Origin of the sequence: Vibrio maerlii, assembly GCF_003415655.1 — a bacterium.
GTDB lineage: Bacteria > Pseudomonadota > Gammaproteobacteria > Enterobacterales > Vibrionaceae > Vibrio > Vibrio maerlii.
The window spans coordinates 48,899-62,889 of the sequence record NZ_QRHC01000005.1 but is presented as its reverse complement, the minus strand read 5'-3'; the positions used below and the strand labels follow the sequence as shown (position 1 = coordinate 62,889).

Sequence of the window (13,991 nt, the reverse complement as noted above, 5' to 3'; positions counted from 1 at the left end):
TTGAGGAAAACCTCATGCTCAGTAACTTTAAGCGTACTGCTGCGCTGATGTTATTGGCGAGTGCAGCAAGCCCAGTGCTTGCTGCACCTGCACCAGTTTCAGAAATCGGCAGTTCAACTAGCAACACTGCAGTTGCAACTACAACCACAAGTGCTCAAGCAGCAACCCGCTCAAGTAACGAGACAGAAACTCAACGTCTTGAGAGATTACTGCAAAATAGCAATCGTCTTCAGCTCCAGTTACAGCAACAGATTGACGATATGTCATTGGAAATCAGTGATCTACGTGGTCAACTAGAAAAGAATACCTACGACATGCAGCAAATGTTGCAACGTCAAAGAGAGTTGTTTGTCGAACTTGATAAAGTCAGAAATGATGTGAAGACAGCGCCTGCTGTAGCGGCTGTTCCTGCAGAAACACCAGCTGAAAAAGGCGGCACTTATTCAAGCAACGCTGACGAACAAACAGCTTACCAGAACGCGGTTGATCTGATCTTAAAGCAGAAAGACTACACTGGCGCAATTACAGCGTTCGAGTCTTTCCAAGCAACGTACCCAGATTCCGTTTATGCACCGAATGCCCATTATTGGCTCGGTCAATTGCACTTCGCTAAAAAGCAAGACAAAGAAGCAGCGAAAAACTTCATAGCTGTAGTTGGTTTCAAAGACTCCAATAAACGTGCTGACGCACTTGTGAAGCTAGGTGATATTGCAAAGCGTAATAATAACGCTGCTAAAGCTAAGGAGTACTACCAACAAGTTGTTGATGAGTACCCAACAAGCGCTTCAGCGAAATCTGCAAAGGCAAATCTTTAGTAGATAACTCTCTGTTTTCAAAGACCCCGCACTAGCGGGGTTTTTTATGTCAGTAAACAAAAATGGCCGTCTACTAAGAAAATTGGAATTGCGAGTACGATAGGGTGTACAATGCGCTGATTACTTGGAAGTTGCGTAGAGCAAGAGCAATGAGCCACCTATTAGATATTGTAGAAAACACTGTATACCCATTCCCACCGAAGCCGGTTCCTCTTTCAGACGAAGAAAAGCTAACTTACGTTGCTAACATCAAAAAGCTATTAGTAGAAAAAGATGCGGTCCTGATCGCTCATTACTACACGGATCCAGAAATCCAAGCGCTTGCTGAAGAAACAGGTGGTTTTGTTGGTGATTCGCTTGAAATGGCAAAATTTGGCAATCGTCACCCAGCTAAAACACTCATTATTGCGGGTGTACGCTTCATGGGTGAGTCAGCGAAGATCTTGACTCCAGAAAAAACGATCTTAATGCCAACACTTGAAGCTGAGTGTTCTCTTGACCTCGGTTGCCCAGCTGACAAGTTCAGCGAGTTCTGTGATCAACACCCCGACCACACAGTTGTTGTTTACGCGAACACATCTGCAGCAGTTAAGGCGCGCGCTGATTGGGTGGTTACATCAAGTATCGCTTTAGAGATTGTTGAACACTTAGACGCGGAAGATAAACCCATTATTTGGGGGCCTGACCGCCACCTAGGTTCTTATATTTCAAATAAGACTGGCGCAGATATGCTGCTTTGGAACGGTGAATGTATCGTTCACGATGAGTTCTCATCAGATGCACTGCGTAAAATGAAGTCGGTATACCCAGAAGCGGCGATTCTAGTTCACCCTGAATCTCCAGCAAGTGTCGTTGAGCTAGCGGATTCTGTTGGTTCAACAAGTCAGCTGATCAAAGCAGCGAAAGAGCTGCCTCACAAGCAAATGATTGTGGCAACTGACAAAGGCATCTTCTTCAAAATGCAACAAATGGTGCCAGAGAAAGAACTGATTGAAGCACCAACCGCGGGTGCCGGTGCAACTTGTCGAAGCTGTGCGCACTGTCCTTGGATGGCAATGAACGGTCTAAAACAAATCGAAGCTGCTCTGGCCGAAGGCGGTAAAGAGCATGAAATCTTTGTTGATGAAGAGCTTCGTGTTAAGTCACTTATCCCATTGAACCGCATGTTAGATTTTGCTGAACAACTGAACGTTCAGGTTAAAGGTAACGCATAAGCGTTATCTTAATGATTGAAATGAGAAAGGGTCAGCAGTTGCTGACCCTTTTGTTTTTATACTGTTTTTTGAAGTCTTATTCTGCTTCGTCTTCGCTTGCTTCGACAATTGCGGCACCACGTTGAGTTAGACCGCAAAGCATGACTGGAATTGAGTTGAAGATTTCTTCAAACTGGTCCAAGCCTTGAAGGCCTTGTTCTTCTAGCATAGTAAGTGTGGTTTCAGGGTCGAACAACATGCTAAGTGATAGTAGTACACCGCCTAGCAGGGCGTTATCTTCACTGTGCTCTGGCATGATGGTTTCCCAGTCATCGCGCGCTAGCTGCCAACCTTGTAAGATGCCCTGACAGAAGTCTTTTGTTTGCTCGTTAACAATATCGGTTTCGTCCAGAGCACAGCCTTCAGGCCATACCCAAGTGCCACCAAGAAGAGCTGGACGGTATTCATTCCAGTACTGAACAACGGCTTCTACGTATTGTTCTAATTGCTCACCATTTGTGAAAGGTGCCGTTTCTTCACCACCCCACAGGTATGGTAACCAGTCGTGCGGTGAGAGCATGTGCGGCGCTGCTGCCATTGAGGTGATAAACCCAAGTGTTGTTGGGTAGTTGAGTAGCTTGCCATCCAATTCAGGGTGGCTAATGATTTCTTGTAAGCTCAAGTGTGCGCCTTTACGTCCGGTATCAAATTGTCGGCAATCTTATCAATGTTCTTAGGCTCAACATAGGGGAACGGTAACAAATCAAGGATTTTTAACTCAGAAACTGAAGCAATATGTTAACAAACTGTAGTACAGTAACTCTGTATAAAGGAATTGGGCAGGGAATTTAAATGGATGTTCGCTCATCGTTGAAAAGAAAAAGTATCGTCGCATTAGGGGTTTACCTCTGTTTCTTCATCGCGACCATTGGTAGCGTCACCTATTTGACTGTTGAGCCACCCGTTAGAGACAAGCTACAACAAAACCTAGATTTACGAACTCAATTACTTTCTGCGCAAATCGAAGAGCCAATTCACAGTTCAGTTGGTGTCTTACATTCGATTCAAGCCGTCACCTCATCTGAGAGTAATTACGACAACCTAGACACACTACTTCCTTCCATGTTGCTTGCAAGTGATAGTGTTGTGGTAAGTGGTGGTGTGTGGCCACAACCTTACACTATCGATCCAGACGTTAAGTATTCGAGTCTTTTTTACAATAAGAACAGTCGCGGTGGTATCGACCGCGTTTTATCTTGGAACAACCCACAGCTTTCAGGCTATGACCATGAGCCCTGGTACTCGTCGGTCGTTGGCAAATCACCAGGTACCGTGGCCTGGTCAGAAGTATATATCGACCCTTATACCCACGTTCAGATGATCACCGCATCAACGCCTTATTACATTGAGAGTCAGTTTGCTGGTGTAGCAACAGTCGATATTTCACTAGATGAACTGGTGAAGTTTGTAAAAACGCATGCTGAGGACTACTCGCTCGGGGTGTTGCTACGTGACTCTAATGACGTAGTCGTCGTAGAACATGACTTCAAGATTGTTGATGATATCTACATTAGTAAGTTCGATTTTGGAGAGTTTAACTGGCAAGTTGAGGTGGTGAATGCAGGAAGGCTAGTAGCAGAAGAAGTCTACGAGCAGGTGATGAGTGTTGAAGCGGGTATCGTCCCATTCCTACTCATTTACATTATGGTGGGCTACTACTTACTTAACCGATATCTAATCAAACCGATCACCATCATTGCACAGAAAGTCGATGACTCACATCTCGGTGGCATTATCGATATCTATTACAAGAGCCAGGATGAAATTCGCCACCTAATAGATTCATTTAATCAGAAAACTATCCATCTTGATCAAGAAAGGGTAAAGGCTCAAGCCTCAACCAAAGCTAAAACTGCTTTTCTAGCAACATTGTCTCATGAAGTTCGCACTCCAATGAATGGGGTATTGGGGACGGCGCAGATACTGCTCAAAACTAAACTCGATGTTGAGCAGAAGAAGTACCTAAAGAGTCTTTATGACTCAGGTGATCACATGATGACATTGCTGAATGAAATATTAGATTTCTCTAAGATAGAGCAGGGTCACCTGGAGTTGGACAAGACCAATTTTGCGTTCGACTCGATCATCGGTAGTGTAAATAGTGTTTATCACACCTTATGCACTGAGAAAGGGCTCCAGTTTAGAGTGCACAGTAATGTATCAGCAGTGCGTTGGTATCACTCCGATAAGGCGCGCTTACGTCAGGTGCTTTTCAATCTTCTCAATAACGCAGTGAAGTTTACGTCTAAAGGGTTCGTGGAGGTTTACTTCGATGAACAGTTAGTTAATGGGCGAAACTTTCTGATTATCCGAGTTAGAGATACGGGCATCGGTATTCCTAAGAATGCACAAGAGCGTATTTTCAAACCTTTCGAGCAAGCAGAGTCGAGCACCACGCGCCGATTTGGTGGTACTGGCTTAGGATTATCTATCGTTAAACAGATCGCTGAGCTGATGGAAGGTGGAGTTTCTGTTACCAGTGAAGAGGGAATCGGTACGAGCTTTGAAGTCCGTCTTGCTATGGTTCAGTGTGAACCTGAGGATAAGCAGCTGATGGTGGCTAGAAAGCTCAATTATCAAGGTCTATCAGTTCTTATCGTTGAAGATAATCGAACCAATACCATCATCATTGATAGTTTTATGAAGTCGAAGGGCTTCAAAACGGTTTGTGTCGAAAACGGTGAGCTCGCGATTCATGCAATGGAAGAACATCAGTTTGATTTGGTGCTCATGGATAACCATATGCCGGTGATGGATGGCGTTGAATCTATTACCGCCATTCGCAATCTAACAGACCAGCGAAATGATATTGTCATTTTCGGCTGTACAGCAGATGTTTTCCGAGAAACGCGAGAAAGAATGTTGTATGCGGGGGCCGATTACATCATCGCTAAGCCTATTGATGAGAGAGAACTCGATGATGCACTCGCTAGTCATGCAGAACGTCTTTTCCAATTTAGTCAATTTAATGGTGATGAAAATTTAAGCGGTATAACAGAAAGTGCTAACCAAGGTGAGATTAATAGCCTCAATGAGGCAATGCTAGTCGAGTTTTATATAGCTCTAGAAAACAACCAGTTATCAGAAGCTTTGTCTACCGTTAACACTATGCTCAACTCCTTAGAGAGAGGAAGCCCGCTGAACGATTTGCTGGTGAGAATAAAGATCAAGCTAGAGCAAGGTGTAGAGCCATCACCAGAAGATGTTGATGAGCTTACGATGTCAATGGCTTAGTTAACGTGAAGTATTCAATTTGTACTTTTATTTCATGATTTGAATAAAATGTGACCTAAACCCCAAAAAGTAGTGAATGCATCTAGTTTAATCGGAAATATTAGTAATTTAATTACCACTTACTGAAAACTTTAAACTTTATAACTAGGTAATGTGTGATTTAATAGCGAAATAAACTGGATGGTAGCTAGTGTGCTAGTTCATGCATCTATCATTCTTTCGTTACTCTAGTTTTTAGTTCTTTTTGGTAAGTTAAATGAAGTCAAAAGGCCCATTCTGTATCCGCAACGCCGCAGCGGACACCTTCGCTATGGTTGTGTTCTGTTTTGTTTCTGGAATGATCATCGAGATCTTTATCTCGGGTATGACATTTGAGCAATCTTTGGCTTCGCGCTTACTTTCGATACCTGTGAACATTGCTATTGCTTGGCCTTATGGTGTGTTCCGCGATTGGGTTCTACGACAAGGTGCTCGCGTATCCACTTCATCGATTGCAAAGAACGTGTCAGATCTCATTGCTTACGTATTGTTCCAATCGCCGGTTTATGCAGGCATTTTGTTAGCAGTGGGCGCATCGACTGACCAAATCATCACTGCTGTATCAAGTAATGCTGTAATATCATGTGGCATGGGTGTGCTGTATGGCTACTTCTTAGATATGTGTCGTAAGTGGTTCCGAGTACCTGGTTACTACCAAAGTGCTTAAAAAATCACATAATGAGTGATTAAGTGACCAGTCGGTTCGATAAAAGGTCTTTTTATCGAAAAAGCGCTTGACCAACAGCTAGATAGTCATTAAATTAGCGCCTCGTTGACACACGCTGTCAGCCAAAATTTGGAGAGATGTCCGAGTGGCCGAAGGAGCACGCCTGGAAAGTGTGTATACGGAAACGTATCGAGGGTTCGAATCCCTCTCTCTCCGCCAAATTCTAAACCCCAGCAGAAATGCTGGGGTTTTTTCTTAGGTGGCAATCTCCTACAGCATAATGCTAAATCGTCTCACTAGATTAAATCTGTTTATCTTCGAGCTGGCCCATATGTGGCTAGCTCAGATCTGCCCCCAAGTTTGTTTCGGACAAAAATCTCCAATGATCTATTGGTTACTTCTCTTGCAATTATAAATTGGATTTTGATATTCTGGACTACTGCATAAATTTTACCGCACTAGCAGTTGCAATTATCGAAGCAAATTTAATAGGTAAAAATATGAAGTTTCCTGCATCACTTCCTTCTTCTCACAAGACTCTTTTAGTTCATATCGTGAACGTACTGTCTCAGGACGAACGATTCTGTGGCATCGGTTGTAGCGGCTCTTACGCATCAAACTCGATGGATCAGTACAGCGATTTAGATTTTGTCATTGCTGTAAAACCTGAATATCACCAAGAGGTTATGTCACAGCGCTTTGACATTCTAAATCAGTTCAACGATATACTCGCTGCCTTTACTGGTGAGCACGTTGGAGAACCAAGATTGATTGTTTCACTGTTTGGTGGTGACACCGTTGTTCATGTCGATTTCAAGTTTGTCTCATTACCAGATGCAGCTCAACGTGTAGACGATACTCAAGTATTGTGGGAACGAGGCACAATGTTGAGTGATGTCTTTGCAACGAGAGTCCCTCAATATCCACAACCAGACCCGCAATGGATAGAAGACCGAATGTGGATTTGGGTGCATTATGCAGCAACCAAGATTGCTCGTGGAGAGTATTTTGAAACACTGGAGTTTATCTCTTTCCTTCGTTTTTCCGCTCTTTCACCACTTGCACTTAAACAAGCTGGGTTAACGCCATCAGGAGTTCGTACTATTGAGAAAAGGCTACCAGAGTTTGCACAGAAGCTCGCAAAAACAGTCGCACTACCAGAAAAAGAGTCACTTATTTCAGCACTGATGCATTGCGTTTATATTTACTTAGAACTTCAGCAAAAAGAGCATGTTGTAATTCGTGAAAGCGCAAAAGCAGCCAGCATCGATTACCTAGAGCAATTACAATAAGAGGCAAACATGAGCGATACCGTTACTATTTTTCACGACCCAACTTCAGAGCCGAGTAGAGCCGTTCACTGGTTAGCACTTGAAGCTGGAATTGCTTTTGACATTCGATACATTTGGCTTACTCGCGGTGAACACATATCGAAAGAGTTCCTGAAGGTGAATCCACTGCATCAGGTTCCTGCGATGCAACACGGTGATTTTTGCTTGTCAGAAGCAACAGCAATTATGAACTACATCACTGATATTAAAGGATGCAGTGATGAGTGGTTTGGTTACGATATTTGTACTAAAGCGACCGTAAACAAATACTTATCCTGGTATCATACCAACCTAAGAAAAGTATCAACGCTTGATTATTTTTTGCCTGTCCTGTTGATGCCAGCATACCTTGGTTTCTCTAAGCCGCCAGAGGCTGAGATTGAAGCGAAATTAGAGGCGCTACACTCGATGTTCAAGCAGCTGGATTTGATGCTATCTGGCAAGCAATACTTGTGTGGTGATGTCATTTCTGCGGCAGATATTTTGTATGCCTGCGAGGTAGTCGCGCTAGAGATTGACGAGAATTATGAAGCTGTTCTGGAAAAATACTCGAACATAAAGAGTTGGTTAGCCAGCTTGAAAACGCGACCTTGCTATGTCGAATCGCATAAAGCTTGGGAGCAAGTTGTGCCTCAAATTCTCGCACTTAAAGGTGGTACTAAAGGGACTCCTGAGTGGGTTGCTTTGGAATGTGAGAAGGTGTTAATCAAGTAGAATACTGTGGAAGTGACTTGTGGATTTCAAGTCACTTTCGAAACTCACAATTGTCCAGAGACGTGTTACAGCTGAATTGTACTCCGACCTGTTGCATAGCAATGTATCTTAGCAGGCCATCAAAGTAGGCTGGGTTAATTCAAGCGTGCAGAATAAGACTGAACTTGGTTACGCCCATGGTTCTTCGAAGCATACAGAGCAATATCTGCACGATGGTATAGCTCTTTAATATCTCGCTCCCCTTGCTGGGTTTGGCTTAAACCAATTGAGATGGTAATGGCTAGGTCTTCCCCCGAGAAATTAAAGGCATCGCCCTCGATGGCACAGCGGATACGCTCAGCAACATTTACGGCTTGCTCGAAGTCAGCTTGCGTTAGTAGCACTGCAAACTCTTCACCTCCAACTCGACCAACATAATCATGTGATCGTACTTGCTCTGACATGATTTTGGCTACTCGCTTAATGACTTCATCACCGACTAAGTGACCATACTGGTCATTGACGTTCTTGAAGTGGTCGATATCAAGTAAGAGTAGAGTAGATTGTGTTTTGTGCGGCTTATTCAAGCTTTGTAAAGTTTTGGCTGTAAATGAGCGCTTGTTGAGAATATTGGTTAGATAGTCCACCTCGGACATTTTCTTGAGATCTAACTTGGCTTTCTCACTCTCTGTAACGTTTCTAACAATCCAAACGACCGCAGGCTCACCATTGATATCCTCAGGCAGGCGTTGGATCCTACCTTCATACCATTCCTGACTATTCAACGTGATATGAGTTGCAACATTTGGCATCAGTCCAGGTCCCAGTTCGTACATGAACTTTTGTGTTTCGCCTGTTTCAATCGCTTTCTGTATAACACCGTGATAATGCTTTGCACGGGGTAGGTCATCTGAAAATAGGTCGTAAAAGCTCTTTCCAATAAGCTGCTCATTTACGTACTCAATGTTGATATCCGTACCACCATATACTTTCAGAAAAACACTCTCGGCTGAAATAACAAATATACGATCAGGGAGCACGCCTAGCATCGTTTCTAAGTTAAAGTTACCTATTGCATCTTTCTGCATTACACCACCTCGCTATTCTTAACTCGCTCTATAATAGTCAACCTTTAACGATCGTTCAATAATGTAATCATTCAGGCTTGAAAGTTTGCCTTTCAGAAATGGTTGTATTGATGTGGGCTTATACTGTTTAGAAGATTTCAAAAATAAATACAAACCACTTGAACAATCGTTCCAAAGGTGGTTTAATTTTCCTTGTTGAATGAATGTTCAAGATAAGGGAGAACATTATGCTTAAGTTTTATTTCCACCAAACCCCAAACCCAATGAAGATAGCCCTGTTCCTAGAAGAGACAGGTCTTGATTTCCAATTGGTACCAGTAGATACATTAAAAGGTGACCAGCATACTCCAGAGTACCGTTTGATTAACCCTAACGGTAAAACGCCTGCAATTGAAGATGATGGTCAACGTGTATTTGATTCAAATGCTATCTTGCTATATCTATCGGAGAAAACAGGCAAGCTAGGTGGTCAACCTGAAGATCGTGCAGAGCTTCTATCGTGGTTGATGTTTATTGCAACAGGTCTAGGTCCATACTCTGGTCAGTCTGTTCATTTCCGTCATGCCGCACCTGAAGGTCTAGATTACGCTGTTAACCGTTACCTACGTGAAGCTCAGCGTCACTACGAAGTGTTAGAGCAACATATGGAAGGTCGTGAATTTATCGTTGGTAACGAGTTCACGCTTGTAGACGTTGCCGCTTGGGGCTGGATTGACAAAGCAACTGTAGTGCTTGGTGAAGAAGGTCTTAAACAATATCCAAACCTAAGCCGTTGGTTTGATGCTGTAAACAGTCGTCCTGCTGCGCTGCGTGCTCGTGAAATCGACAAAGGTGTAGAGTTTAAAAGCGAATTTGATGAAGAAGCTCGCCGTGCATTTTTCCCATCAAACTACCCAAAAGCATGAGTTAAACGCTAACAACAAATAGTTAAGAGCAAGCTCATTCGAGCTTGCTTATTTTGAAGGAATATCGGAATGACTAACGAATATCAACCACCAAAAGTATGGACTCACGACAGCGAAAATGGCGGTGAGTGGGCTAAAATTAATCGTCCTGAGTCTGGTGCTACTCATGAGGAAGTACTACCAGCAGGTAAGCATCCCCTCCAACTTTACTCAATCGCAACACCTAACGGTCAAAAAGCGACTATCATGCTGGAAGAGTTGTTAGCGGCAGGTAAAAATGCAGAATATGATGCGCATCTTATTAAAATTGGTGAAGGTGACCAGTTCTCATCAGGTTTTGTCGATGTAAACCCTAACTCAAAGATTCCAGCATTGGTGGATAACTCGACTGAGACACCAACGAATGTTTTTGAATCAGCTTCTATCCTACTTTACCTTGCTGAAAAGTTTGATGCATTCCTTCCGAAAGATGCGCAAGCAAAAGTGAAAGTGATGAATTGGTTATTCTGGCTTCATGGTTCTGCACCATATCTAGGTGGTGGTTTTGGGCATTTCTATGCGTATGCTCCAGAAAAGTTTGAATACCCAATTAATCGTTTTACGATGGAAACTAAGCGTCAACTAGACGTATTAGACAAGCAGTTAGCGAATAATCGTTACTTAGGTGGTGACGAGTATTCGATTGCAGATATTGCTACTTGGCCATGGTACGGCAACCTAGTTCTAGGTGCGTTATACAGTGCTAAAGAGTTTTTGGATGTGGATAGCTACCCAAATGTTTTACGTTGGGCAAATGAGATTGCAGAGCGTCCTGCTGTGAAGCGAGGTAGAACGGTTAATCGTACCTGGGGTGAAGATTGGGAGAATGTTCCTGAACGTCACAGTGCTGAAGATATTGATGCTGTGCTCAAGTTGAAATAAATTCTGATATTACAATTTAAACCGCTAGGTCACCACCTGGCGGTTTTTTTTAACCTGTTGAAACATCGACATTACTCTATAGTATTACAGAGTGAATGATTGGATAGAGTCGGTCGATAGTGAAGTCAACAGTATTCGTAACACTTGGTATTACTGCCATATTACAAGGGTGTGCTACCTACGGCACTCCACAGAATAAACCTACGCTTCAGGATAGCGATTTATCTCAATCGTATTCTTATCAAAATTCTGTGAAACGCTACAATTCAGGCGAAGTGATGGTTCTTGTTGCTTTTTCTGGAGGGGGAACAAGAGCCGCTGCATTTGCTTATGGTGTTATGGAGGGAATGCGAGATCAGCCCTTAGAGTCACAGTCGTATGATGTTAGCTTTCTTGACGAAGTTGATAATATATCTTCGGTATCGGGCGGAAGCTTTACTGCTGCTTATTATGGGCTTTATGGCGATAAGTTGTTTACTGACTTTGAACAAGAGTTTCTCTATAACGATGTGACGACATCATTATTGCAGCGTTTTTTGACTCCTACACTCTGGTTCTCAAGTTCTGGTATTACGGATGAAGCCATCACGTACTACCAAGAAGAGCTATTCAAAGGCGCAACGTTCGCTGATATCAATCAAACAGATAAGCCATTAGTCGTTATCAATGCGACTGATTTAGGGACAGGAGTTCGTTTTTCTTATGTGCAAGAGTACTTTGACTTACTGTGCTCTGATATCTCTCAATACCCAGTTGCTAACGCTGTGGCGGCTTCAGCAGCGGTTCCTGTATTCTTTAACCCTGTTGTATTGGAAAACTATGGTGATTGTGGTGACAGCAATATCACTAATCTTGTTGAGCAATCAGAATTAAATAGCGTTGCAAAATCCACACATTCATCGTTAAGTCACTATTTAGATAAAGAGCAGACGAAATACATTCACTTAGTTGATGGGGGTATCACTGACAATCTCGGTCTGTTTTCCTTGTATGACATGATGGCAATGCATGGTGGGCAGGAAGGGTTCTTTACCGATATGGGGGCAGATCTAAAGCCTTATGTGGTTGTTATTTCCGTGGACGCTTCTGCCAAACCCCAGAATACTATGGGGCAGAGTGTCGAAAAACCAGACGTTACTGATACGATTTCATTCATGACGGACATTCAATTGCATCGTTATAATGACTTAACTAAGAATTTGATTAGAGAGACGTTAAAGCGCAATGGACAAGCAGCTACTGAGCGTGGACAGTCAGTATCAACATACTTTGTCGATATTAACCTTAATGATGTTACAGATGAAGAGCGTAGGGTTTCGTTAAACAATATTCCAACAGCATTGAATCTAGAAAAAGAGCAAGTTGATCTACTTGTGCAAGAGGGGAGGGAACAACTTCTTAAAAACGAAGATTTTAGACGGTTCCTAGAAGATTTTCGCAAGAAAAACTGATCATTGTCGCTCATATAAAAAAACCGCAGACGGGCTACGGCTAACTATAAAACAAGGCAGTGTTTTAGTGTTTAAAAAAGGGAAACAATAGAAAGGTTTCCCTAAAAATCTTTGGACAACTTACTTATTTCTTTTCCCAAGCAAATTGCTGGAACATTGAATCTACAGGTGTCTTCGCAACGTGGTTTGTGTAGTTGCTGATCACTTTTTGAGATAAGCCAAGGATGATCTCAAGAACGTTTTGTTGTGTGTAACCCGCAGAAAAGAAGGCTTCCATTTGCTCTTCAGTTACGTTGCCACGTTGACGAACGATCTCAAGCGTAAAGTCTTTAAGAGCTTGAAGCTTCTCAGTTGGCATCGCTTCTTCATTACGCAGTGCTTCAGTTAAAGTAGGATCAACTTTCATTGAGTGTGCAATACCAGTGTGTGCAGGAACACAGTAGTGACATTCGTGCTCAACGTTAATTGCTTGCCATACCACTGTTTTCTCTTCAGCCGTGAATGACGTTTCTAGGAACAGTTGATGAAGCTGAGTGTATGCTTTTAGCAGCTCAGGAGACTCGCCCATCGTGCCGTAAAGGTTAGGAATAACGCCCATCTGCTTTTTAGCGCCAGCGAAAATAGCTTTAGCTTTTGGTGAAACAGTTTCTTCAGTATGGATTTTAAATGCAGTCATGATTACGTTCTCTCATCAATGATTTGGTACTGGGGTTGTCCCCGTTAAGTTGCAGTTACTATAAGTATATTTGAGCAACTGTTCAAGTATTTATTTGAGCGAATGTTCAAATAAATACTTTTTGATTCTAAGTTATTGAATATTAGTTACTTTTTTATTGATTTTGTTGTAGAGTCATTCACACTGCCTGGTGTGATTAGTGGTGGATTGTTATATTGCTGTTGGTGTAATGTTGAAAGTGGAGGTGGTAATTACTCTAGGGCCACTTATGATGTACAAACATGGGATCTAACGGAGTATAGGCGACATGATTTGTATAGTTGCTGATTACCTTATGAGATAAAGCCAGGATGATCTCTAAAACATTTTGTTGAGTGAAACCAGCATTGAGGAACCGCTCTATCTGTACGTCATCAACACGGCCCCGTGTTCGTACCATCTCAAGGGTGAAATCTTTTAGTGCTTCAAGTTGCTTGGTAGGTAATGGGTGCTGGTTACGTAGAGCGGCTGTCAGTGAATGATGGACTCCCATGACGTTGGCTAAGGCAGTATGTGCAGGAACGCAATAAGTACAGTCATGCTCAATATTAAGTACTTGCCATATAACCGTTTTTTCCTCGTTATTTAGTGAAGACTCTGATAGCAAGTTGTAAAGGTGCAAATACGCTTGGAGTGTTTGAGGTGATTCAGCCAAAATTCCAAATAGATTGATTACAGCACCATGTTTTTTTACTTCTTTTCGAAGAGTATTTTTACTACCGACTGGAGCGCTTTTAAGAGAGTGGATGGTAAAGTGGGGCATCTGATACCTTGATAAAAAATACCTGCTGTGTATTTAACTACACAGCAGGTATTGGTTCGATAAATGCTTATGCACCATAGTTTAGCCAGTAGGTGCTCTTTCAGTTTAAATTAACC

13 protein-coding genes and 1 tRNA gene are annotated in these 13,991 nt (G+C 42.6%); 10 read left to right on the top strand and 4 right to left on the bottom strand.

What is annotated here, in order from left to right; all coding sequences use genetic code 11:
• Window positions 1–14: 14 nt before the first annotated feature.
• Together ybgF and nadA are read left to right on the top strand one after the other, a co-directional pair.
• The gene (ybgF, locus tag DPF91_RS09965; RefSeq protein WP_117234281.1) at window positions 15–815 is read left to right on the top strand and encodes a tol-pal system protein YbgF; all 801 of its coding nucleotides are present in this window, start codon (window positions 15–17) and stop codon (window positions 813–815) included.
• Between the two features lie 149 nt (window positions 816–964).
• A complete protein-coding gene (gene nadA, locus DPF91_RS09960) occupies window positions 965–2,029 on the top strand; it encodes a quinolinate synthase NadA (RefSeq protein ID WP_117234280.1) in 1,065 nt (354 codons plus the stop codon).
• Between the two features lie 76 nt (window positions 2,030–2,105).
• Here the strand turns inward: nadA and DPF91_RS09955 are convergent, their stop codons facing one another.
• Window positions 2,106–2,690 carry a UPF0149 family protein gene (locus tag DPF91_RS09955; RefSeq protein WP_117234279.1) on the bottom strand — a complete coding sequence of 195 codons (585 nt, stop codon included), beginning with the start codon at window positions 2,688–2,690 and terminating at the stop codon, window positions 2,106–2,108.
• A 170-nt stretch (window positions 2,691–2,860) separates the two neighbouring features.
• Between DPF91_RS09955 and DPF91_RS09950 the strand changes: the two genes are divergently transcribed.
• From DPF91_RS09950 to DPF91_RS09930, 5 genes are all read left to right on the top strand, one after another.
• A complete protein-coding gene (locus DPF91_RS09950) occupies window positions 2,861–5,302 on the top strand; it encodes a hybrid sensor histidine kinase/response regulator (RefSeq protein WP_117234278.1) in 2,442 nt (813 codons plus the stop codon).
• Between the two features lie 256 nt (window positions 5,303–5,558).
• Complete coding sequence (locus tag DPF91_RS09945; RefSeq protein ID WP_117234277.1) at window positions 5,559–6,008, top strand: L-alanine exporter AlaE; 450 nt, start codon at window positions 5,559–5,561, stop codon at window positions 6,006–6,008.
• 131 nt (window positions 6,009–6,139) lie between these two features.
• Window positions 6,140–6,227: transfer RNA gene (locus DPF91_RS09940), tRNA-Ser, on the top strand.
• 281 nt (window positions 6,228–6,508) lie between these two features.
• Window positions 6,509–7,300, top strand: a complete 792-nt coding sequence (locus DPF91_RS09935; RefSeq protein WP_117234276.1) for an oxalate:formate antiporter — start codon at window positions 6,509–6,511, stop codon at window positions 7,298–7,300.
• Between the two features lie 9 nt (window positions 7,301–7,309).
• The gene (locus DPF91_RS09930) at window positions 7,310–8,053 is read left to right on the top strand and encodes a glutathione S-transferase family protein (RefSeq protein ID WP_117234275.1); all 744 of its coding nucleotides are present in this window, start codon (window positions 7,310–7,312) and stop codon (window positions 8,051–8,053) included.
• A gap of 134 nt (window positions 8,054–8,187) precedes the next feature.
• On the opposite strand, the gene DPF91_RS09925 is transcribed toward DPF91_RS09930, so the two are convergent.
• Window positions 8,188–9,120: a sensor domain-containing diguanylate cyclase gene (locus DPF91_RS09925; RefSeq protein ID WP_117234274.1), complete on the bottom strand. Its 933-nt coding sequence runs from the start codon at window positions 9,118–9,120 to the stop codon at window positions 8,188–8,190.
• Window positions 9,121–9,347: 227 nt separating this feature from the next.
• Here DPF91_RS09925 and DPF91_RS09920 point away from each other — a divergent pair, with 227 nt between their 5' ends.
• From DPF91_RS09920 to DPF91_RS09910, 3 genes are all read left to right on the top strand, one after another.
• The gene (locus DPF91_RS09920) at window positions 9,348–10,025 is read left to right on the top strand and encodes a glutathione S-transferase family protein (RefSeq protein WP_117234273.1); all 678 of its coding nucleotides are present in this window, start codon (window positions 9,348–9,350) and stop codon (window positions 10,023–10,025) included.
• A gap of 69 nt (window positions 10,026–10,094) precedes the next feature.
• The gene (gene yghU, locus DPF91_RS09915) at window positions 10,095–10,946 is read left to right on the top strand and encodes a glutathione-dependent disulfide-bond oxidoreductase (protein ID WP_117234272.1); all 852 of its coding nucleotides are present in this window, start codon (window positions 10,095–10,097) and stop codon (window positions 10,944–10,946) included.
• A 119-nt stretch (window positions 10,947–11,065) separates the two neighbouring features.
• Window positions 11,066–12,397: a patatin-like phospholipase family protein gene (locus DPF91_RS09910; RefSeq protein ID WP_117234271.1), complete on the top strand. Its 1,332-nt coding sequence runs from the start codon at window positions 11,066–11,068 to the stop codon at window positions 12,395–12,397.
• A gap of 124 nt (window positions 12,398–12,521) precedes the next feature.
• On the opposite strand, the gene DPF91_RS09905 is transcribed toward DPF91_RS09910, so the two are convergent.
• Window positions 12,522–13,073 (bottom strand): carboxymuconolactone decarboxylase family protein, encoded by a 552-nt coding sequence (locus tag DPF91_RS09905; RefSeq protein ID WP_117234270.1) that lies wholly within the window; start codon window positions 13,071–13,073, stop codon window positions 12,522–12,524.
• A gap of 256 nt (window positions 13,074–13,329) precedes the next feature.
• Complete coding sequence (locus tag DPF91_RS09900; RefSeq protein ID WP_117234269.1) at window positions 13,330–13,875, bottom strand: carboxymuconolactone decarboxylase family protein; 546 nt, start codon at window positions 13,873–13,875, stop codon at window positions 13,330–13,332.
• Between the last annotated feature and the right edge of the window lie 116 nt (window positions 13,876–13,991).